Annotated in this window: 19 protein-coding genes and 2 pseudogenes; all 21 read left to right on the top strand. The window is 35.3% G+C overall.

Annotation, left to right across the window (positions count from 1 at the left end; translation table 11 throughout):
• The first annotated feature begins 2 nt into the window (after positions 1-2).
• Positions 3-302 (top strand): flagellar hook-basal body complex protein FliE, encoded by a 300-nt coding sequence (gene fliE, locus MKX66_RS11420; RefSeq protein ID WP_215587558.1) that lies wholly within the window; start codon positions 3-5, stop codon positions 300-302.
• Positions 303-324: 22 nt separating this feature from the next.
• Positions 325-1,899 carry a flagellar basal-body MS-ring/collar protein FliF gene (fliF, locus tag MKX66_RS11415; protein ID WP_002086489.1) on the top strand — a complete coding sequence of 525 codons (1,575 nt, stop codon included), beginning with the start codon at positions 325-327 and terminating at the stop codon, positions 1,897-1,899.
• A gap of 13 nt (positions 1,900-1,912) precedes the next feature.
• Complete coding sequence (gene fliG / locus MKX66_RS11410; RefSeq protein ID WP_002030936.1) at positions 1,913-2,917, top strand: flagellar motor switch protein FliG; 1,005 nt, start codon at positions 1,913-1,915, stop codon at positions 2,915-2,917.
• Entirely contained in the window at positions 2,904-3,590 is a 687-nt protein-coding gene (locus tag MKX66_RS11405; RefSeq protein WP_033706611.1) for a FliH/SctL family protein, read from the top strand. Before fliG ends, MKX66_RS11405 begins: the two co-directional genes overlap by 14 nt.
• Positions 3,587-4,891 carry a flagellar protein export ATPase FliI gene (fliI, locus tag MKX66_RS11400; protein WP_002086485.1) on the top strand — a complete coding sequence of 435 codons (1,305 nt, stop codon included), beginning with the start codon at positions 3,587-3,589 and terminating at the stop codon, positions 4,889-4,891. Before MKX66_RS11405 ends, fliI begins: the two co-directional genes overlap by 4 nt.
• Before the next feature lie 122 nt (positions 4,892-5,013).
• A complete protein-coding gene (locus MKX66_RS11395) occupies positions 5,014-5,424 on the top strand; it encodes a cytoplasmic protein (protein ID WP_193652546.1) in 411 nt (136 codons plus the stop codon).
• A gap of 10 nt (positions 5,425-5,434) precedes the next feature.
• Positions 5,435-6,544 (top strand): flagellar hook-length control protein FliK, encoded by a 1,110-nt coding sequence (locus tag MKX66_RS11390; protein WP_215591081.1) that lies wholly within the window; start codon positions 5,435-5,437, stop codon positions 6,542-6,544.
• Between the two features lie 3 nt (positions 6,545-6,547).
• Positions 6,548-7,126, top strand: coding sequence for a flagellar hook assembly protein FlgD (locus tag MKX66_RS11385; RefSeq protein ID WP_002012033.1), 579 nt, complete (start codon positions 6,548-6,550; stop codon positions 7,124-7,126).
• 16 nt (positions 7,127-7,142) lie between these two features.
• Positions 7,143-8,366, top strand: a complete 1,224-nt coding sequence (locus MKX66_RS11380; protein ID WP_215591082.1) for a flagellar hook protein FlgE — start codon at positions 7,143-7,145, stop codon at positions 8,364-8,366.
• A 49-nt stretch (positions 8,367-8,415) separates the two neighbouring features.
• Complete coding sequence (locus tag MKX66_RS11375; protein WP_002012031.1) at positions 8,416-8,751, top strand: DUF3964 family protein; 336 nt, start codon at positions 8,416-8,418, stop codon at positions 8,749-8,751.
• A gap of 364 nt (positions 8,752-9,115) precedes the next feature.
• Positions 9,116-9,601 carry a hypothetical protein gene (locus tag MKX66_RS11370; protein ID WP_012260675.1) on the top strand — a complete coding sequence of 162 codons (486 nt, stop codon included), beginning with the start codon at positions 9,116-9,118 and terminating at the stop codon, positions 9,599-9,601.
• Between the two features lie 141 nt (positions 9,602-9,742).
• On the top strand, positions 9,743-10,651 hold the full coding sequence (locus MKX66_RS11365; RefSeq protein ID WP_002030950.1) for a chemotaxis protein: 909 nt from the start codon (positions 9,743-9,745) through the stop codon (positions 10,649-10,651).
• A 491-nt stretch (positions 10,652-11,142) separates the two neighbouring features.
• On the top strand, positions 11,143-12,090 hold the full coding sequence (locus tag MKX66_RS11360) for a DNA-binding domain-containing protein (RefSeq protein WP_341087642.1): 948 nt from the start codon (positions 11,143-11,145) through the stop codon (positions 12,088-12,090).
• A 95-nt stretch (positions 12,091-12,185) separates the two neighbouring features.
• A pseudogene (locus MKX66_RS11355) lies at positions 12,186-12,415 on the top strand (Ger(x)C family spore germination protein); the annotation flags it as partial.
• Between the two features lie 448 nt (positions 12,416-12,863).
• Positions 12,864-14,096, top strand: a complete 1,233-nt coding sequence (locus tag MKX66_RS11350; protein WP_061675181.1) for an N-acetylmuramoyl-L-alanine amidase — start codon at positions 12,864-12,866, stop codon at positions 14,094-14,096.
• Between the two features lie 545 nt (positions 14,097-14,641).
• Positions 14,642-17,377, top strand: coding sequence for a sensor domain-containing protein (locus MKX66_RS11345; protein ID WP_341087641.1), 2,736 nt, complete (start codon positions 14,642-14,644; stop codon positions 17,375-17,377).
• Between the two features lie 156 nt (positions 17,378-17,533).
• Positions 17,534-18,310, top strand: coding sequence for a TerC family protein (locus MKX66_RS11340; protein ID WP_002086470.1), 777 nt, complete (start codon positions 17,534-17,536; stop codon positions 18,308-18,310).
• Between the two features lie 104 nt (positions 18,311-18,414).
• Positions 18,415-18,607: pseudogene (locus tag MKX66_RS11335) on the top strand (hypothetical protein).
• Positions 18,576-21,524 carry a formate dehydrogenase subunit alpha gene (gene fdhF, locus MKX66_RS11330; RefSeq protein WP_341086202.1) on the top strand — a complete coding sequence of 983 codons (2,949 nt, stop codon included), beginning with the start codon at positions 18,576-18,578 and terminating at the stop codon, positions 21,522-21,524. Before MKX66_RS11335 ends, fdhF begins: the two are co-directional and overlap by 32 nt.
• 158 nt (positions 21,525-21,682) lie before the next feature.
• Positions 21,683-22,165, top strand: a complete 483-nt coding sequence (locus MKX66_RS11325) for a DUF1641 domain-containing protein (RefSeq protein WP_341086201.1) — start codon at positions 21,683-21,685, stop codon at positions 22,163-22,165.
• Positions 22,166-22,315: 150 nt separating this feature from the next.
• Positions 22,316-22,660, top strand: coding sequence for a DUF2294 domain-containing protein (locus tag MKX66_RS11320; protein WP_002012015.1), 345 nt, complete (start codon positions 22,316-22,318; stop codon positions 22,658-22,660).
• The last annotated feature ends 16 nt before the right edge of the window (positions 22,661-22,676 follow it).

Here is a 22,676-nt window from a genome sequence, read left to right as displayed (position 1 = left end):
ATATGAAAATTCAACCAATGTTAAATACACAGCCATTTGGAGCGATTCAGCCGATTGGCACACAGAAAACTTCAGAAAAATCTGTAGTTGAAGGCAAAAAGTTTATTGATTTATTGGAAGATATGAATCAAACGCAAAATAATGCCCAAACAGCAGTATATGATTTACTGACAAAAGGGGTAGGAGAAACGCATGACGTTTTAATTCAGCAGAAGAAAGCTGAATCACAAATGAAAACAGCTGCTCTCGTACGCGATAATCTTATTGAAAATTATAAGTCACTAATTAATATGCAAATTTAGGAAAATGGACGGGTGTATTTAAATGGAAAAGATAAAAAATGTTTTCCAATCGTTGAAAACGTGGCATAAGTTAGTGATTGGTGCTGCGCTTTTAGCGATTGCAACAGGAGCACTTTTATACTTCACCTTGCCAGATAAATATGTTGTTGTATATCAAAATTTAAATGATACAGATAAGCAAGAGATTACAGCAGAATTATCGAAGCTAGGTGTTGATTACCAATTAGCAGCCGATGGTTCGATTCGAGTGCAAAAGAACGATGCTCCATGGGTTCGAAAAGAAATGAATGGAATGGGCTTGCCGTTTAATTCAAAAAGCGGTGAGGAAATTTTATTAGAAAGCTCACTCGGTTCAAGTGAACAAGATAAGAAAATGAAGCAGATTGTCGGCACGAAAAAGCAATTGGAGCAAGATATTGTACGAAACTTCGCGACAGTTGAAACGGCAAATGTGCAAATTACATTACCTGAAAAAGAAACAATTTTTGATGAGGAAAAAGCGAAAGGGACAGCGGCAATTACTGTTGGTGTGAAACGTGGACAACTATTAACAGCTGATCAAGTTGCGGGTATACAGCAAATGATTAGTGCGGCAGTTCCTGGCGTGAAAGCAGAAGAAGTAAGTGTTATTGATAGTAAAAAAGGTATCATCTCAAAAGGAACAGATGAAGCGCATTCTAACAGTTCCTCTTCTTATGAAAAAGAAGTAGAGATGCAGCATCAAATTGAAGGTAAATTAAAGCAAGATATTGACGCAACGTTAATGACGATGTTTAAATCAAATGAATATAAAGTGAATACGAAAGTGTCTGTAAACTACGATGAAGTTACACGTCAGTCAGAAAAATATGGCGATAAAGGTGTACTTCGCAGTAAACAAGAGCAAGAGGAAAGTTCTACTGCGCAAGAAGGAGCAGATACGAAGCAAGGTGCGGGTATTACAGCGAACGGTGAAGTGCCGAACTACGGTACGAACAATAATCAAAACGGTAAAGTTGTCTACGATAATAAAAATGGTAACAAAATTGAAAACTATGAAATAGATAAAACAGTTGAAACAATTAAGAAACATCCGGAATTAACAAAAACAAATGTTGTTGTATGGGTAGATAACGATACGTTAGTAAAACGAAAAATTGATATGACAACATTTAAAGAAGCGATTGGCACAGCAGCTGGGCTTCAAGCTGATCCGAATGGAAACTTTACAAACGGTCAAGTTAACGTTGTAACTGTTCAGTTCGACCAGCCGAAAGTTGAAAAAGAGAAAGAGCCAGAAAAAAGTGGTATGAACTGGTGGTTATTCGGTGGAATTACAGCTGGCTTGCTAGCAATAATTGGCCTAGTATGGTTCTTCTTAGCAAGACGTAAGAAAAAGAGAGAAGAAGAGGAATATGAAGAATACTTAGCAGAAGAAGAAATTGCTGCTAGTAGTGAAAGTATCCTGGAAATTCCTGAAGAAAAAATAGTACCAGAGCCAAAGCCAGAACCGGTAGAACCATCAGAACCTACATTAGATGATCAAGTGCAGGAAGCTACGAAAGAGCATGTAGAAGGTACTGCAAAAGTAATTAAAAAATGGTTAAACGGACAGTAAGGGAGGAAAAACAATGTTAGATGAAATCTCCTCCAAAGAGAAAGCTGCCATCCTCATTCGTACATTAAACGAAGAGGTGGCAGCAAAAGTCATTGAATATATGACGGCTGAGGAAAAAGAAGTGTTACTTCGCGAAATCGCGAAGTTTCGTGTATATAAACCAGAAACGTTAGAAAATGTACTAGGGGAGTTTTTGTACGAACTAAATGTAAAAGAGTTGAATTTAGTAACTCCAGATAAAGAATACATTCGTCGTATATTTAAAAATATGCCAGAAGACGAGTTGGAAAAATTATTGGAAGACCTTTGGTATAACAAAGATAATCCATTTGAATTCTTAAATTCACTTACAGATTTAGAGCCACTTCTTACAGTGCTTAATGATGAATCGCCACAAACGATAGCGATTATTGCTTCTTATATTAAGCCGCAACTTGCTTCTCAATTAATTGAGAGATTACCAGATCATAAACGTGTAGAGACGGTAATGGGTATTGCAAAGCTTGAACAAGTAGATGGTGAATTAATTAATCAAATTGGTGAGTTATTAAAAGCAAAATTAAATAATATGGCATTTAGTGCTATTAATAAAACAGATGGATTGAAAACAATAGTGAACATTTTAAATAATGTTTCACGAGGTGTTGAAAAAACAGTCTTTCAAAAGCTGGATGAAGTCGATTATGCGTTATCTGAGAAAATTAAAGAAAATATGTTTGTCTTTGAAGACTTACTTGGTCTTGAGGATCTTGCGCTTCGCCGTGTATTAGAGGAAATTACAGATAACGGTGTTATCGCGAAAGCACTTAAAATTGCAAAAGAAGAAATTAAAGAGAAACTATTTACATGTATGTCTTCAAACCGTAGAGAGATGATTCTTGAAGAGTTAGATGGCTTAGGACCGCTTAAGATGACGGATGCTGAAAAAGCACAACAAACGATTACAGGTACGGTGAAAAAGTTAGAAAAAGAAGGAAGAATTATCGTTCAAAGAGGTGAAGATGATGTCCTTATTTAAAAACAGAATTCCGAAGAATTCTGTTTCTTTTTCTGAAGAAACGTATGAATTACAATTTCCGAAACCAGTATCAGTTCACATTGAAGAAGAGATACAAGTGGATCATGCAGAACTTCTTGCACAGCAAGATGCATTACATATTGAAATGAATCAACTAAGGCAGCAGCAGCAAATGCTAGAACGAGAGCGTCAGCAGTTGTTGCAAGATAAAGAACAGTTTCAAATGCATATTCATGAACAAATGGAACAGATGGAAGCAGCGCGTATACAGTTTCAAAAAGAACAACAAGAAACAGCATACGAATGGACAGAGTTATTATGGAATCAATCTTTTCAGTTAGCAGAAAAAGTAGTGAATCAAGCGGTAGATTCGCGCTTATTAGACGTTTTGCCGATTTTAACAGGCATCGTGCAAACATTGCCTACTTCATTTGAAAAATTAATTATAACGGTTCATCCAGAAACATTTGAACGTATACAAGAAGAGAAAGAAAATACGAAAGAGTATTGGCTACTACAATTAGTAGAATGGAAGTATGATTTTTCTTTACAGTTTGGCGAATTTGTTCTGGAAGAAGAGAAAGAGTTTTTTGAGTTTAAATTTGCGCCTATATTTGCGAAGCTTCGTCATAAGTGGGAAGAAGAGAAGTTGTTTGAGGAGCAAAATGTATGAACAACGAGCTAATGAATGAACATAATAAATGGAATACATTTATTGAAACACCGTTTTATACGAAAGTTGGCAAAGTTCATAGTGTACAAGAGCAGTTTTTTGTAGCGAAAGGTCCGAAAGCAAAGATTGGAGATGTTTGTCTCGTTGGAGAACATAGTGTCTTATGTGAAGTAATTGCGATTGAAAAAGAAAATAATATGCTACTTCCATTTGGACAGACAGAAAAAGTATGTTACGGAGATGCAGTTACATTAATTACAGAAGATGTCGTTGTTCCCCGTGGTAATCATTTACTTGGTAAAGTGTTAAGTGCAAATGGAAAAGTGTTAAACGAAGATGCCGAGAACATTCCACTGCAAAAAATAAAATTGGATGCACCGCCGATTCATGCATTTGAGCGTGAAGAAATTACAGATGTATTTGAAACGGGAATTAAATCAATTGATTCTATGTTAACGATTGGGATTGGTCAAAAGATAGGTATTTTTGCTGGATCAGGTGTTGGTAAATCTACTTTACTTGGAATGATTGCGAAAAACGCAAAAGCTGATATTAACGTTATTAGTTTAGTAGGTGAGCGTGGCCGGGAAGTAAAAGACTTTATTCGAAAAGAGTTAGGCGAAGAAGGTATGAAAAAAAGTGTCGTTGTTGTAGCAACGTCAGATGAAAGTCACCTTATGCAACTTCGTGCGGCTAAGCTTGCAACATCTATTGCTGAATATTTCCGTGACCAAGGTAATAACGTATTACTTATGATGGATTCTGTTACTCGTTTTGCTGATGCACGCCGAAGTGTTGATATTGCGGTAAAGGAATTACCGATCGGTGGTAAAACACTGTTAATGGAAAGTTATATGAAAAAGTTATTAGAACGATCAGGAAAAACGCAAAAAGGGTCAATAACAGGTATTTATACAGTGTTAGTTGATGGTGATGATTTAAATGGTCCTGTACCAGATTTAGCTCGTGGTATTTTAGATGGACATATTGTATTAAAACGTGAGCTCGCAACTCTTAGTCATTACCCTGCCATTTCTGTATTAGATTCGGTAAGTCGGATTATGGAAGAAATCGTATCGCCGAACCATTGGCAGGTTGCAAATGAAATGAGAAAAATTTTATCTATTTATAAAGAAAATGAATTGTATTTCAAATTAGGAACAATTCAAGAGAATGAAGAAAATGCCTATATTTTTGAATGTAAAAATAAAGTAGAAGGTATTAATACGTTTTTAAAACAAGGTCGAACGGATAGTTTTCATTTTGAAGATATTGTCCAAGCGATGCACCATATTGTATAAGACCTCATGCTCATGCCTTGGGGTCTTATTTTTTTGTTTTTTAATATTTCACAGATTTTTTTGTAAAAAAACTATATAATAGAAAAAGGTAACGTTATAATAGGAAGGAGCTATGAAAACAGGTGAATAAACAGCAGTACGACACGATTAAATTGCAGATTAATCAAGAGAAAGAACATATCTTGAAAGAAGTGTACGAACTAACAGCTGAAAAAAGAAAAATAGAACGAAAAAAAGAATATGATCTATATGTTGTGAAATCACGCAATAAGGTTGTACAAACGGGACAACGTATTATGGCTGGTATGCTGTCTTCACATACATTTTCACCTGAAAGAATAGAAGAATGGAATCGAAAAATTAAAAAAACAGAAGGTTTTATTCAAAAAAATGAAAGCCTTTTAGAGCAAATAAAAGAAAAAGAACGTGTCATTGATGAAATGTATGAAGAAGATTGTAAGAAGCTTGCGAAAGTAAAAGAAAAGCTGGAAGAAAAAATGCTTCTTGATTTAAAAATGTGTATGAACGGATGAGGTGGATGTAGTGATACAGTTTGTATTACCGGTGCAGCAAAGTTTACCTCCGCAAAAAGAAAACGGGCTAGAAGTACAATCGAAAAATGAAAATTCTTCATTCGATAATACAATGAGAATTGAAAATAAAAAACAGCCGAAAACGGAGAAAACGAAACGAGAAGAAGCACCAGAAGAAGAGAAGAAAGAATATATTCTCGCAAAAAAAACGGTAACGAAAGAAGAGCCGATTGTAAAGAAAGAAGAAAAGAAAGAGACAGAACAGTTATTGTTAGCTGTATCTGAGCAGATGGTTGCAATTGAGCAATTGCGTGTGCAGCCAGAATTGTTATATCAATACATACAAAAAATACAGGCGTTATATAAAGAATACGGAAATATTAAACTGAATGAATTGCCCGCAGCTGAATTACAGCAATTACAAGAGCTTTTTTCTAACATGAATATTAAAAATGCCATATGTTTAGAAGATACAATGCAAATGGCGCTAGACAAGGTGACGATGCCAGAGCAAACGTTGCAAGTATTAAAAGTCGTAGAATCAGAAACTTGTAATATCGCAAAGAAACAAGAGGAGTCTAAGGAAGTAGAACTCCAGAAAGCTGAAAGCGATGATGTGAAGTTAGAGTTACCAGAAGTCGATCAATTAAACGATTCAAGTTCGGCCGGAGCTGAGTTATTAAATAAAGCAACGGGTACTGATCAAATAGGAAAACAAAATAGTGGAGCTGAAAAGGTTACATTACCTGACTTAGGCAAGAAAATGGAAGCACAAGTAGAGGCTCTGCAAAAGTTTGTAGTGAAACAAGAACGTGTTTTATTCCAGCTAAATCCAGAGAAACTTGGTTCATTAACTGTATTTATGAAAAAGCATGGAGATCAAATTGAAGTCCATGTAGAAATGGAAAAACACGATGCGAAAAAGCGTGTTGAAATAATTTTTGACGAATTGAAGCTGAAATTAAAAGAAAAAGAAATTAATATTCAAATAAGTTATTCAGAAAAAGATGAACAACGTAAAGAACAGCGAGAACAAGAGCAAAGGCAAAAACAAAAATTTGCAAATACGAAACATGAGAAACAACAATCAAAAGAATTTGCGGGATTATTGGAGGAATAAAGCGTGCCAACAGTTGGATTAAATACAACGAGTACAAATCATATTCCGTTACAAGCAGGAGCGCAAAAAAGTAATGTACCTGTTAACGGTGTACAATCGCCAGTTCAACAAACAAATGGAGTTTCAGCAGGAGAGCAAAAGACTCCTGGTGTAATGGGGAAAGATGATTTTCTAAAATTATTTTTATCAAGTTTTCAGCACCAAGATCCATTCAATGCGATGGATATGAATCAAATGATGAATCAGACAGCGCAGTTATCTCTTATGGAACAAGTGCAAAATATGACAAAAGCAGTTGATTCTTTAAGAACGACGATGTATTCGACAGCGCTTGATGGCGGAATGAAGTTTTTAGGGAAATACGTAAGAGGGATCGACGGTGACGGTAAAAAAGTAACTGGTCAAGTAGAGACAGTTCGCCTTGCGGAAAATAACGATGTACAGCTCGTTATTGATAATAAGATTGTATCTCTTCGCTTTGTTGAGAGGGTGTCTGATAAACCGATTGGAGAAACGAATCCAGAAGATGCAAAGAAAGACGATCAAAAAGTAACTGAAGAAGTAAAAACTACCAATTCATAAGGAGTGTACATACGTTATGATTAAAGCGTTATATACAAGTATTACAGGAATGAACGCAACACAAAATGCATTAAGTGTAACTTCAAATAATATTGCCAATGCACAAACGGTTGGTTATAAAAAACAAAAAGCAATGTTTGATGATTTACTATATAACAATTCAATTGGTGCAAAAGGTGACGGTAAATATGCAGGAACGAATCCGAAAAGTATCGGTAACGGTGTGAAAATGAGTGGTACGGTTACGGATTATAGTGATGGTACAATTACGTTAACAGGTGGCAAAACACAAGCTGCAATGGAAGGTAATGGTTTCTTCGTTGTAGGTGATTCAAAAGGCGGAAACATGGAATTTACGCGTAAAGGTACGTTTGGAATATCTTCAGATTATTATATTACGAACACAGAAGGTCAATACGTATTCGCATACCCTGCTAATGAGGCGACTGGTGAAGTTGATTTATCTGGTATTCCAGGCCCATTGCAAATTCCAATGGGGACGGCAATTGGTGGTATTCGAACATCGCAAGGGACAATTAAAGGGAATATTCCAACTGGTGAAAAACAAATTACGCAAGACTTACCTGTATACGATAATGCCGGTAATACATGGACAATGCGTGTAGAATTTACACAAACAAGCGAACACAATTATACATATAAAGTACAGATGCGTAATGACTCGAAAAAGGATACAAAGTTTGAGGATGTTCCAGGTGCAGGTGGTAATATGACATTTGATGCTGTTGGAAATCCAACTCCGAAAGAGCAAGGGGCCAATATTCCATTTGATGGTGGCTCTATAAAGTTAGACTTAAGTCATTTAACGAATCATCCGACAGATAAAACATTATCAGTAACAAACGTAGATGGTAGAGCGGCGGCGACTGTTAAAGATTGTTTTATTGCTGACGGTGGATATGTGATGGTAAAATATTCTGATGGAAGTATGAAATCTGCTGGTCAATTAGCCGTTGCGATGTTCCCGAATGAAGGCGGTTTGATGAAAACTGGAAATGGTAACTATACAGCGACGAATACAACTGGTATTTTAGCGTTAGGTGCATCTGGCCAAAACGGTGCAGGAAAAATACGTGGTGGTGCACAAGAAGGTGCAAACGTAGATTTATCTGTAGAATTCGTTGATTTAATGTTATACCAACGCGGATTCCAAGGAAATGCGAAAGTAATCAAAATTTCAGATGAAGTATTAAATGAAGTTGTGAACTTAATTCGATAATAAATCGTAAAGAAAAATTGTAACGTAGTAGAAAGGGTTTTATATTCGTATGACAAGACAAGAGCGAATTTTACAATTGCCTTTTTTCGAAAATAAACGTGAGCTTGCTGAGCAAGTGTTAAAAATAGAACGAGAAGAGCATGTATATTTACCAGATCAATTTGAAATCAAACAAGTGCCTCCATATTCGTTTGGTGAAAAGCAAGCAATCATTGGCCGTATACACGAGTTTTATTTCGTAAGTATTGGTAGCGATAGTGTTTGGAAGTATCAACTGTTTAAAGATGAGATGAAGTGCCGTGAGTTTTTCGTTATGTTGCCGGATATTACGGATCAGCAGCTTGCTTTTTGGTTCAATAACATTGAGCTGTTGAAAGGGGCTTAAAAGCTTTCTTTTAAGGTTTTGAGAGAGGGCCTAGCGATGAGTAGTAGCGGTTAGTGCTTATGAGTGGCTCGCGCATTGTGAGAACAGAGATATGGAGTGGTTCTAGGTTAGTTGAAGAGGGGCGAGGACCTAGCTGAGTGTAGTAGCGGTCAGTTGCCTATGAGTGGCTCGTACATTGTAAGACGAGAGGTGTGGAGTGGTTCTAAGGTAGTTGAAGAGGCCAAAAGCCAAGTGTAGGTGGTGCCTCTTCACTTTTGGGAGAGAGGATTTATCCGAGTCTAGAAGCATTGATTTGAAATAGATTTAGATTAATTAAGATATTGTACAATTAGACTAAGTTTATATAAAAGGAGAGGTGAGGAGGATGGCGCAGAATAAGTATCGCGTTACATTCATTTCGCCAAGTGAGGTTGAGCAACGTACTGTAATGGCGGCGAGTAGTTTACCTAATTTAATACGTCAAGTAGAGAGTATTATTGCAGATCCGAACGGTTATTTTGTAAATGATAAAAAAAATAATTGCTATTTTAAAGTTATTAAAGAAAATGTTACGTATATTCAATATGAGTTACTATTTTCTGATAAGGAAATTCACATTGAAAAATTAAAGCATATGGCGCCTAGTGTACTGAAGAAATTATTTGAGAAAATAAATGATCCTGAACTATACGCTCTTTCGCTTATCGATGTTGATATAGCGACGAAAGAATATGTGCTAGGAGAAATGGGTCCAGAGCTAAGAATGAGAGTGGAAACAGAGCTTTCAAAAAAATGGGAAGCGATGCCGACAGAAATTGTAGGAGCACAAGAAGTGTTACTAGAGGCACTTGCTTCGTTTATACAAGATTAAGTTTTACCGGTAGTATTTCTACTTTAAAACTGTGAGAATCACTCAACTATCTATATTTTTCATATAGGTAGTTGACTTTTCGGTTTTAATAAAGCTTAATAATTAGATATACGGAATTAATGGAAGGGGAGCGACACCTTTATGTCACAAGCACAAAGTATTTTATTAGAAAGCGGAACAAACGAATTAGAAATCGTAACGTACACTGTTGGTGAAAATTTATTTAGTATTAATGTAATGAAAGTGCGTGAAATTATTAATCCATTCCCTGTTACAACTGTGCCAGAATCTCATCATGCAGTTGAAGGTGTTGTTCAAGTACGTGGTGAAATTTTACCTGTTATTAACTTAGCAACGGCTCTTAATTTAAAATCTATAAAACCACTTGATCAAACGAAATTTATCATTTCAGAATTAAACCAAATGAAAGTTATTTTCCGTGTTGATGAAGTGCATCGTATTCAACGTATTTCATGGGAACAAATTGATGAACCAGCTTCATTATCTATGGGACTAGAAGAAACGACATCTGGTATTGTAAAACTAGATGGGAAAATCATCTTATTATTAGATTATGAAAAAATTGTATGTGAAATTAGCGGTACTGGTTATGACAATAAATCACTTGCAGGATTAGAGCAAAAAACAGATCGAGCTGAAAAAGTTATTTATATTGCAGAAGATTCAGCGATGCTTCGTCAAATACTAGAAGAAACATTATCATCAGCTGGATATACGAAAATGAACTTCTTCAGCAATGGTGCAGAAGCATTAGCTCAAATTGAAAAATTAGCAAAAGAGCAAGGTGAAAAAATGTATGAACATATTCACCTGCTTATTACAGATATTGAAATGCCGAAAATGGATGGACACCACTTAACGAAAGTAATTAAAGATAGTGAAGTAATGAATCAATTACCAGTCATTATTTTCTCTTCATTAATTACAAATGAATTATTCCATAAAGGTGAAGCAGTAGGAGCGAATGCTCAAGTAAGTAAGCCAGATATCCAAGAATTAATCGGGCTAGTTGATAAGTTAGTACTATAAAGCTTCTTTTAGTTGGAAGAGAGGAGCCAGCCATGTGTGTAAAGACAGAAAGGTAGAGTGTTTCTGAGATATTTTTGTTTTTCTGTAGCCACGGTGGTAATAATGGTCATTCTTTCGGTTAATTAGTTAGCGTTGTGTAAAACCCTCACCTTTATAGTAAAGGTGAGGGTTTTTTTACATGATGTTCAATTATTTCATCTATAAGATTTCGTGGTGGCGCAAACTTTTTCGGTGAAAATATATTAGGAATACCATATAATATAATTAAGTAGAATTTTTCTGATATAATATTTTGCTTAGCTATTTTTTATTTTTTAATATTTGTTAAAAATCATTTTTTATTTCGATACTTTTTATACCTTTTTATATGTTAATTATTTGACAGATAATTTCGAAATGTTATAATATGGATATGTAAAAATTTCTATTTTCTTAAAGGGCATGGGAGTCATATGAGAATTGTGAAAGGATGAGGGGGAGTGACACAGATTATGTATCACCACACAGCAATCAATGTATTAAGTCTTTTACAAAACATGTCAAATAATAAAACGAACGATATGAAATTAGAGGCGGAATTTAAAAAAATAGAGAAACAATTCCAAGTCAGGTATGAAGAGCTAATCGATTTATATAATAGAATGGTATTATTTCAAATAGATATAGAAAAAAATGGCGGTATGCGAGTATATGAAAAATCAGCGATTACTTGGTTGAAGTCTGAACTAGAACTATTGTATGAAGTGTATCAATTTTGTCAACGTCATGGCTTAAACATCGCAAATATTTCAAAATATGTTAGTAAAAATGAATTGAATCTTTTTCGAAAAACGGAAAGTCAATTACAAAATACGTATTATAAATTAAAAAAACAAGAAATCCCGTTTGAAAATATTGAAAAACAAAAGCCGGGGCGAAAACGTAAATATGCACCTGTAAAAGAGACAATTGCTGAGACAAAACAAGAAAGCAAGCAGGAAGTAAATGAAGACGTTCGAAATGAAGAAGATGAAAAAAGCCTCGTAACAGTTATGTCTGGCATCGTGGATAACTTTGAAACAATTAGTCAATGTAGTGACAAGAAAGAACACGAATTGCATCAGTTCATGGAGGGAATCTATAAGCTTTCTAGCATGGCGGCAGAGCGTTCGAAGGATGAGAAGAACGCACGTGGTCTTGAAGGCGAATTACATTCATTACGAGCTGAAAAGGAAAGATTAAAACGAGAGAAGGCAGAGCTCGTTCATGATATTAAAGAAATGACGCATCATTTAATTCATTTCATTACGAGCTCGGATATCGATCAAATTCGTACATTGCCTTACTTCGTAAAAGAATGCAAACAAGATCTACATAAGCTAGGGTTATATAACGCTCAAGACGGAAAAATGAAAATTATGGTTGACCATAGTGGACAAGTTATGACCGTAACACAATAAAAAAATTGGGTACAAAATAAAAGGGAGATACATAGTGTATATGTATTTCCCTTTTGTTTTGTATGGAATCATTTCGGGCAGAGGAAAAGTTATAATTAATTTTAGTAAATCAAAAATTTGTACAAAAGGAAGGAGCTAGGTCTTACTTTGTAGTATTGTGATCCGAAAAATACTGGGAATATGCGTATTGTCACTGTGAAAGGGCTTAATACATAATGATTTTAAAGATAAACCGACTCTTCCTCAATATTTAACTGATTTAATTGAGGTGAATAAGTTGTATAATCGTACAGTTGTTATTACATTTCATCAACAAACTTTTAATACGGAGAATTGAAGAGTAAAGTAGGATTCCAAAGCATAGCCAAAAAGGTGGCTGTTATAAGTTATTTGCCGACCAAAATAATCAATATTTGTTTAAAATATAAGATTACTATTTTATTATACCGAGTAATTATTCACATTATATAATAATTACTTACTACATAATTAACATGGTTATCTTACAAAAATGTAAGGTTTTTTTAATTGACACTCATACATATAAGTAACTATACTGGTTACACGATGTTGGTGAATATATTTAATAGTCTCTATCTATAAGTGTATGTCTCAGGATTCTTTTCGGAATAATAGTTAGATTTAAATTTATTATCTGTAATATATTGATAATACATATTTAATCTGTTCTTTATTCTAGGTCGTATTATTTAAAGATTAACTATAAATGATATATTTACCAAGTTGTAATAATTTTTTAGAGGTGTTACATTTTGAAATACAAATTAATTGCTACAGGAATTCTTGCTGGAAGTCTACTATCCTATTCATCTAGTGCATTTGCAAATACTCATAAATTCCCAGATGTTCCTGCATGGGCTGACAAATCCGTTAATTATTTAGTTGATAAAAAAGTATTGAGTGGTTATCCAGATGGAACTTTTGGTTCAAGTGATACATTAGATAGGGCTTCTGCGGCAACAATTATGACAAAGGCCCTTGGTATACATATTGACTTAAATGCAAAACCATCTTTTACAGATTCACAAAACCACTGGGGAACGCCGTATATTGCTGCTGCTGAAAAAGCAGGAATAATTAAAGGTGAAGGAAATGGAATATTTAATCCTTCTGGAAAAGTTACTCGTGCTGCAATGGCAACAATGTTAGTAAATGCATATAAGCTACAAGATAGAACAAATAGTAATGGGCAAAGTAAATTTGATGATTTAAAAGGACATTGGGGTGAAAAATTTGCCAATATTTTAATTGATTTAAAGATTTCTGTTGGTACTGATAATGGTTGGCAACCAAATAAATTCATAACACGTGCAGAAGCCGCACAACTTACTGCCAAAACAGATACCCTTCAATACAGTCCGAAAAACCCTTTAGAAAGTAAAACAATCATTATTGATCCTGGACATGGTGGTGCAGATCCCGGAAAGTCCACAAAAGGATTGCCTGAAAGTAAAATCGTATTAGACACTTCCTTACGCCTACAACAATTGCTCGAAAAACATACACCATTTACAGTTTTACTAACTCGTGAATCTGATACTAGACCTGGACATGACCAAAAAAGCTCTTTACAGGAACGTGTTAAATTTGCTAAGCAAAATGAGGGGGATATCTTTATAAGCATTCATGCAAATGCTTTTAATGGTAATGCAAAAGGGACAGAAACATACTACTATAAATCTTCTGAATCCGAAAAAACAAATCCTCATGTGGAAGAAAGTCGTGTGTTAGCGGAAAAAATTCAAACACGTTTAGTAGAGGCTCTTCAAACACGTGATAGAGGCGTTAAACACGGAGATCTTCATGTTATAAGAGAAAACGACATGCCAGCTGTGTTAACGGAACTGGCTTTTATAGATAATGGTATCGATTACAGTAAACTATCTACGGCAAACGGCAGACAGATTGCAGCAGAAGCCATTTATGAAGGGGTTTTAGATTATTATGAATGGAAAGGAAATAATGTATCTGAATATAGATTGTAATAGGTAAAAGAAAGTTTAGTAATTCTAGGAATATGAAATTTATAAATTGCTAAAGTATAGTTTTGTTATTTGAAATGTGTTTTAGTTTTATAGTGTATACTAGCACCGATTTATTAAGGATTATAAATAAGTCGGTGTTTAAGTTAGCGTACTTAATGAATACTATAGAAGTTATGAAGAAAAAAAGATAAATAGATAGGGGCATACACCTACATTCATTATTTTTACGTGAAATTTTAATTTAAAAATAGTTAAGTTATATGATTCAGATGGGCAGTATACAATTAGTTCAAAGAAAACATTCTTTGAACTAATTAGCTATTAAATCTACTTGTTACATAAATAGATCGTATAACAATAATTGATATTGTTAAGGACATAGCTGCAGATATTTGTTGTAATTCCTATTATGGAATTTTTAAATATCTGCAGGTGTAATATAAGGGTGCTTTATTTTGAAAGAAATCTTTTGAAATGGTCATAATATGAATAATAATTAGATACAAATTTTAAAAAATGATGAAAGACTTAAGAAGGTGAATATATTGCTTAAACATTCACATTTGCAATTTATCTTATTAACAATAGCTCTAATATTCTATATAAGCTTTTGCTATATATTTTTATTTGTTTTTCCGAATCAATATTTCGTATCAGATTTTAATATCCGACTATCATCCTTAGTTGTTGAAACTACTGTATTTATCTCATTACTGTATTCTATATTATCCAGAAAAATTAAGTTAGGAGTATTCTGGGTTTGCATTACTATTGCAATAGGGTGTTTCTTGATAGGGAATTTTATATCCGCTTTTCAAGTGCTTAATGTAGAATTACCAATACAAAATTTTAATATCTCTGATGTGTTTTTGTTGTTTTTCTTATTCTTCTTTCTCTTTGCATTCTTTTATAAAATCATTATGGAATGTAACAAGTGGGAAAAGGCGTATTTACTTTGTGATTTATGTATTGTTGTTACTGCTATTTTTACATTAGAGTGGTACCTATTTAATAAACCTTCTGCAAATATCTTATTCTTATCAATTGGAGATGTTTTTCTTTCATTTATTTTTCCGATTATAGATTTATTGCTTCTTTTACTAGGAATTAGCCTGATCTTTCGACCAGCTATTTTTAATGCGAAAAGTAAATTATTTATTTTTATTCTCGTATTAACTGGATTGGCTATTACGGACTACTTGTATTTTTACTTACAAGATGATTTGTCAGATCGTTCACTTATATTATTAAGGTGTTTGTATAGAGTTTTCCTATTATTAATTGCTATTGCTGCTTCGATCTCAAAGAATGCATCTTCTAGAAGGAATTATTTCATTATCGATCCCACATTTGGGAAGAAACTTCTTGTTATATTTCCTTATTTTGCAGTTGCGGTATTAATTGGCTTTACTTTAAAAGAGCAAACTTCCTCGGCTACACTTATTACTGGGAATTGTATTGCATTTGTATTTGTGCTGATTCGTCATACTATCGTACGAATGCAAAACAGAGATTTAACCGAAATGTTAAAAGTGTTTAATAATCAATTAGAACAAAAAGTATCTCAAAGAACAGAAGATTTAATAAACAAATCCAATGACTTGGTCAAAAATCAAGAGAGATTTAAGTCATTATATGAGTATCATCCAGATCCTATTTTAACGATTAATTCAAATGGTACTGTGTTAAATATAAACCAGGCTGGAAGTATGTTATTAGGAAAAAACAGTGATGAATTAATAGGTAAAGAGTGCTTCTCGATTTTTTTAGACGAAGATAGATCTGAATTGGAAGCAGCTCTACAGGAAGGGAAACGATGCAGTTCGACTTCGTTACAATTACGTGTGAAAAATAATAATGAGAAGGACATTCATTTTTGGTACGTCACCATTGTTCCTATTATGATAGAAGGACAAACTTTTGGGAGTTATGTAATGGTAAAAGACATTACGAGAATGAAGAAACAACAAGATGAGATAAACTATCTAGCATTCCATGATACAGTGACGGAGATTGGAAATCGAATATTCTTCCAAAAAGAATTAGAAAAATCCATTGAGCGTGCACGAAAAACGCAGGGTGAATTTGGACTCTTGTATATAGATTTAAATCGTTTTAAAACCATTAACGATACACTGGGACATTCAATTGGTGACAGTGTTTTAAAAGAAGTTACTAAACGTTTTAGGACATGTCTGTCACTGGCTATTCCTCTAGCGAGAATAGGGGGAGATGAGTTTGCGATCATAGTCCATAACCACACAGAGCAACAGCTATTGGATTTGTGTGAAACTCTATTTCGTATAACTGAAGAACCATTTGTAGTTAATCAACATAGTTTTTATTTATCTCTTAGTATAGGAATAGCGGTGTATCCGTTTGGAGGAATAAATACTACTACACTTTTACAACATGCTGATATTGCTATGTATAGTGCAAAGGAAAAAGGTAATAATGCTGTTTGCATGTATGACGAGGCATTATCAAAAAAAATAACAAGACGATTACGATTAGAACAGGATTTACCGAAGGCATTAGAAAATAATGAGTTGTTTTTATTATATCAACCACAAGTTGACAGTAAGACTGGTATGGTTATTGGTGCAGAGGCTTTAATTCGTTGGCAACATCCAGAACTGGGACTTATTTCTCCTTTTGAATTTATACCTATCGCGGAAGAAACGTCGCAAATTATTCCAATTGGGAAATGGACGTTACAGGAAGCGTGTCGACAACTGAAAAAGTGGCATTCTGCAGGCTATGCAAATCTAAAAATGGGGATAAATTTATCAGCTATAGAGTTTGAACAGAAAGATTTTGTTCAAGCAATCATATCTACTATAGAAGAAGTAGGGGTACCTGCTAATTCGATTGATTTAGAATTAACAGAGAGAATAGCAATGGTAGATGAAAAAGAAACCTTATCGAAGTTAAAAGCATTAAAATCATATGGTGTACATTTATCAATTGACGATTTTGGTACAGGGTATTCTTCATTAGCATATCTCCCTTTGTATCCAATTGATACCTTAAAAATTCCAAGAGAATTTGTTAATAGGATCGGAAATTCTACTGATGGAAATGAAATTATTCATACCATTATTTCACTAGCGCATACTTTAAACATGAAAGTGATCGCAGAAGGGGTGGAAACGAAGGAACAATTAACAGTGTTACAACGTAATGCATGTTATCTAATTCAGGGCTATTACTACAGTAAACCTGTAAGTGAAGATGAATTCATCAAGTTTTTAAGCACAATGTCGCGTCACCTTTTCTAAGAAAACCACAATCTAGATTTGTTTTTTGTTGAAATTATAACAAATAGAGGACAGCAAAGTAACTGTCAAAATGTTTTAGCATTTAATTTGGCTTAATAGGAAATTCTAATGAGCAAAGACCTTATCTGATTTTAGTTTTAGAAAGGAGAGAAGCGGATGGATTCAATATGGCTAGAGTATGCTTGGGCATTATTAATTTTAATCGGATTAGAAGGATTGTTATCGGCTGACAATGCCCTTGTACTAGCAGTTATAGCCAAGCATTTACCCGAAGAAGAGAAAAAAAGAGCTATAAATTACGGAATTATTATGGCCTTTGTTTTTCGATTTGCAGCCCTGTTTGCGATTTCATTTATTGCAAATGTTTGGCAAATACAGGCGATAGGAGCAGCTTATCTTCTTTACTTAGGATTAAAGCATGTCATTCAGGCGCAATTCGGAAAAAATAATCAAAATATTCACAAGGAAGATGAAAAGGAAGCAGCAGGAAAAAGCTACTGGTTCACAGTAGGAAAGATTGCATTAGCTGACCTTGCCTTTGCGATTGATTCAATATTAGCCGCAGTTGCTCTTGCTCTGGGGCTTCCGGATTCTCCGCTTGATGATTTCGGAGGTATGGATGGAGGACAGTTCATTGTTGTACTTCTTGGAGGGATAGCTGGACTTATTTTAATTAAATTTGCGGCAACTTGGTTTGTACAATTACTGGAGAAACGTCCAGCACTAGAAACAACAGCATATGCAATTGTTGCCTGGGTCGGCGTCAAACTTGCTGTAATTACACTTGCCCATGAGGATATAGGTATTTTAGATCATGATTTTCCACACAGTACAACTTGGACTTTAATCTTCTACGGAGTATTAGTTGCCATCGCACTAATTGGTTGGTTTGCACCGGGAAGTAAGTCATCTCAGAATAATCCTAAAATGTAATACAAAGGTCAGAGCATTATGTGCTTTGTCCTTTGTAATGATAATTATATTGTGTATTTTTCGATTTAACGCTATAATTACAGTGTTAAAGATGGAATCGTGATATGACCTGTTATGAATCTATCATTTTATTTATGAATAAATGGATTGGTATTTTAGCAAGATGTGCTAATAAACTACTCCACCATGATGATAACGTGCCAAAAATGTGGTGCGTATATTTTCGTGGTGGAGTTTTTTTTATTCTCAAAAAGGGGGAGTAACCATGAACGACAGCATGGTTCATATTACAATTAACGGCAAAGAGTATAATGCTGAGCCTGGTTCAACTATACTGGGCATTATTAATGAGAACGGAATTGAACATCCACAAATTTGTTATGTGCCGGAAGTGGATCCTATTCAAACGTGTGATACTTGTATTGTAGAAGTTAACGGAAAGCTTGTGCGATCCTGTTCTACTGTAGTGACGAGCGGTATGAATATTGAGCTGTCCTCTACTAGTGCGAAGGCAGCACAACATGAGGCGATGGACCGTTTACTAGAAAATCATTTACTTTACTGTACGGTTTGTGACAACAATAACGGGAATTGTAAACTGCATAATACGGCAGAATTAATGGAAATTGAGCATCAAAAATATCCTTATGAGCCAAAAGTTGATGCAAGCGAAGTTGATATGTCTCATCCATTTTATCGCTATGATCCGAATCAATGTATCGCGTGCGGTCAATGTGTAGAGGTGTGTCAAAACTTACAAGTTAATGAAACGTTATCTATTGATTGGGAGGCAGAGCGCCCACGTGTTATTTGGGATGAAGGAGTAGATATTAACGATTCTTCATGTGTAAGCTGCGGTCAATGTGTAACGATTTGTCCTTGTAATGCTTTAATGGAGAAATCGATGCTCGGTGAAGCTGGATTTATGACTGGGCTGAAGCCGGATATTCTTGAACCTATGGTCGATCTTATTAAAGAGGTTGAACCTGGATATAGCGGTATTTTCGCTGTGTCAGAAGTAGAAGCTGCGATGCGCGACACTCGTACGAAGAAGACGAAAACAGTATGTACGTTTTGTGGTGTAGGTTGTTCATTTGAAGTATGGACGAAAGGGCGCAAAATTTTAAAGGTGCAACCAACTTCTGAGGCACCAGTTAATGCAATTTCTACTTGTGTAAAAGGAAAATTCGGTTGGGATTTCGTTAATTCTGAAAAACGACTTACGAAACCTTTAATTCGTAAAAATGGAGTGTTCGTTGAATCGACTTGGGAAGAAGCGCTTCATGTAGTGGCGAATAAATTGGGCTCTATTAAAGAAGAGTACGGTAAAGGCTCTATCGGCTTTATTTCTTCTTCTAAAATTACGAATGAAGATAATTATGTTATTCAAAAATTAGCGCGTCAAGTGTTCGAAACGAATAACGTTGATAACTGCTCACGTTATTGTCAATCACCAGCGACAGATGGATTGTTCCGTACAATTGGTATGGGCGGAGATGCAGGGACGATTAAAGATATCGCACAATCGGGTCTTGTTATTATCGTCGGTTGTAATCCAACAGAAGGTCACCCAGTATTAGCAACTCGTGTGAAACGTGCGCATAAACTTCACGGTCAAAAACTAATTGTTGCAGATCTTCGTAAAACTGAAATGGCAGAGCGTTCGGATATCTTTATTAGTCCAAAGCAAGGAACGGACCAAGTATGGTTAATGGCTGTTACGAAATATATGATTGATCAAGGTTGGCACGATCAGCAGTTCATCAATGAGAATGTAAACTTCTTTGATGATTTCAAAGATAGTCTCGCGGAATATACGCTTGAATATGCAGAAGAGATTACAGGTATTTCAAAAGAAACGCTCGTTAAAATGGCAGAAATGATTCGTGATGCAGATGGTACGTGTATTCTTTGGGGAATGGGGGTAACGCAAAATACTGGTGGTTCAGATACTTCCGCTGCAATTTCAAACTTACTTCTTGCAACAGGAAACTATCGCCGTCCAGGTGCTGGTGCATATCCGCTTCGAGGTCATAATAACGTACAAGGTGCTTGTGATATGGGAACACTTCCAGGTTGGCTTCCAGGATATCAGCACGTTACTGACGATGTAGAACGTGCGAAATTTGAAATAGCTTACGGAGTAAAAATTGATAACAAACCAGGTCTTAATAACATTGAAATGCTTCACGCAATTGATGAAGGAAAAATGAAAGCTATGTATCTTGTTGGAGAAGATATGGCTCTTGTAGACTCTAACGCAAATCACGTACATGAAGTGTTATCAAGCCTTGAATTCTTTGTCGTTCAAGATGTGTTCCTTTCTAAAACAGCTCAATACGCTGATGTAGTATTACCAGCAGCGCCATCTCTTGAGAAAGAAGGTACTTTTACAAATACAGAGCGTCGTGTACAAAGATTATATCAAGTGCTTCCAACGCTAGGAGATGCGAAACCAGACTGGTGGATCGTGCAGGCAATTGCTAATAAGTTAGGCGCAAACTGGAGCTATAATCACCCAAGTGAAATCTTTGCGGAAATGGCAAGCTTATCACCACTATTTGCACACGCAAACTATGAAGTGCTTGAAGGATGGAACAGTTTCCACTGGGGAAGTTTTGATGGTACGAATACGCCGCTTCTATTCAAAGATGGATTTAACTTCCCGGACAAAAAGGCTCGTTTTGCGATAGCTGATTGGGTACGTCCTGCTGAATTCCCAGCAGAATACGATCTTCACATTAATAACGGCCGTATGCTTGAACATTTCCATGAAGGGAACATGACAAATAAATCAACTGGTATTCAATCGAAAGTACCAGGTGTTTTCGTCGAAGTTTCTCCAGAACTTGCAAGGGAACGTGGAGTGAAAACTGGTTCGTTAGTACGCCTTGTTTCTCCATTCGGAGCACTAAAATTACGTGCACTTGTAACGGATCGTGTAAAAGCGAATGAACTGTATTTACCGATGAACTCGACGGATAAAGAATCGGCAATTAATTTCTTAACAGGTCCTGCCGTTGACTTGCGTACAAACACGCCGGCATATAAGCAAACGAAAGTACGTATGGAAGTGTTAGAAGTTGATGGCGAAAATCCGATGCCAAAAACGAACCCGCGTAATAAAAAGCGTCACCCTCAAAACGGTATTGAGGTAAATCGTAAGTGGGATCGTCCAGGATACGTACATTTAACGGATAAAGTGAAACTTTAATCAGTGGGGGTTTTCTTTATTACCCACTGATTATTAGTTGAACCAATCGGGCGTTTACGGGCAGTTGATCCCCCACCTAAATTCTTTGCTTTCGCTGAATTTTGAGGTAGGGTTCTTACTGCCCGTTAATGCGGGATAACTAAGGGGGAGAAAAGAATATGGCAGCACCTATTCAAGCGATCCAGAAACAGGAGCTAACTGAGGAAGAACTTAAACAACAAAAACTCGAAGCTTTAAAAGAACTGCTAGCTAATAATGAAGATGCTTTAAATCAAATGTTTAATATAGTAGGTGAATTAAATGACATGGGGATGCTGGAAGCAGCAAATTCTATGCTGAAAGCGAAAGAACCAATCGCAAAAATCGTTCTAGACCAAGTCACTCGTGAACCAGTTACAAATTTAATTAATAATATGATGGGCGCTGCAGGAGCTTTAACAGAACTTGATCCGGAACTTACGAAAAAGCTTATAGGTAGCGTATTGACAGGTATGGATGAAGGAAACCAGCATCTGCAAAGCAATAAAAAAGTAGGAATATTAGACCTTATGAAAGTACTGAAAGACCCAGATATTAATCGTGCTATCGGATTTGGTCTTCATTTCTTAAAAGGTATGGGTAAAGGGTTAAAAGAAGAATAGATAAGCAACAATAATAGTATTTCATATGTTGTTTGCGTACTTGAGATAATTGTAAAAGATGATCCATTTCGTCTCATTATTAAATAGTTTAGGCGAAATGATCATTTTGTTAAAATAGTTGTGATGGAATAACTAGGAAGGAATGAGAGTATGTCAAAAATGGTACATGAATTTAATGATATGATCCGAAAGCTTCGAAAAGAGTTGTTCGGGAAAGGGCCGGAAAGAATTCATACTGTATTTACCGAGAACATGGCTATTGCAACACTTTATGGGAATTTAACACCTACTGAGAAATTTATTTCGGGAACTACGGATGGGGCGGAAATGGTTCATATGGCTCGAACGAAAATGATTCAAGAAGTGTATGTGGCTAATCCTCATGAACATTTAGAAGAACTTGTTGGTGCGAAGTTAGTTCATCTGTTTTCTGATATGAAAGTAGATGAGGATATTGCAGTTTCCGTGTTTGTTTTTGATAAAAATATAACGTGAGAGAAGGATGCTCATC

Origin of the sequence: Bacillus sp. FSL R9-9530, assembly GCF_038008145.1 — a bacterium.
Taxonomy (GTDB): domain Bacteria; phylum Bacillota; class Bacilli; order Bacillales; family Bacillaceae_G; genus Bacillus_A; species Bacillus_A mycoides.
The sequence above is the reverse complement of the archived record's forward strand: the minus strand, read 5'-3'. Positions and strand labels throughout refer to the sequence as shown.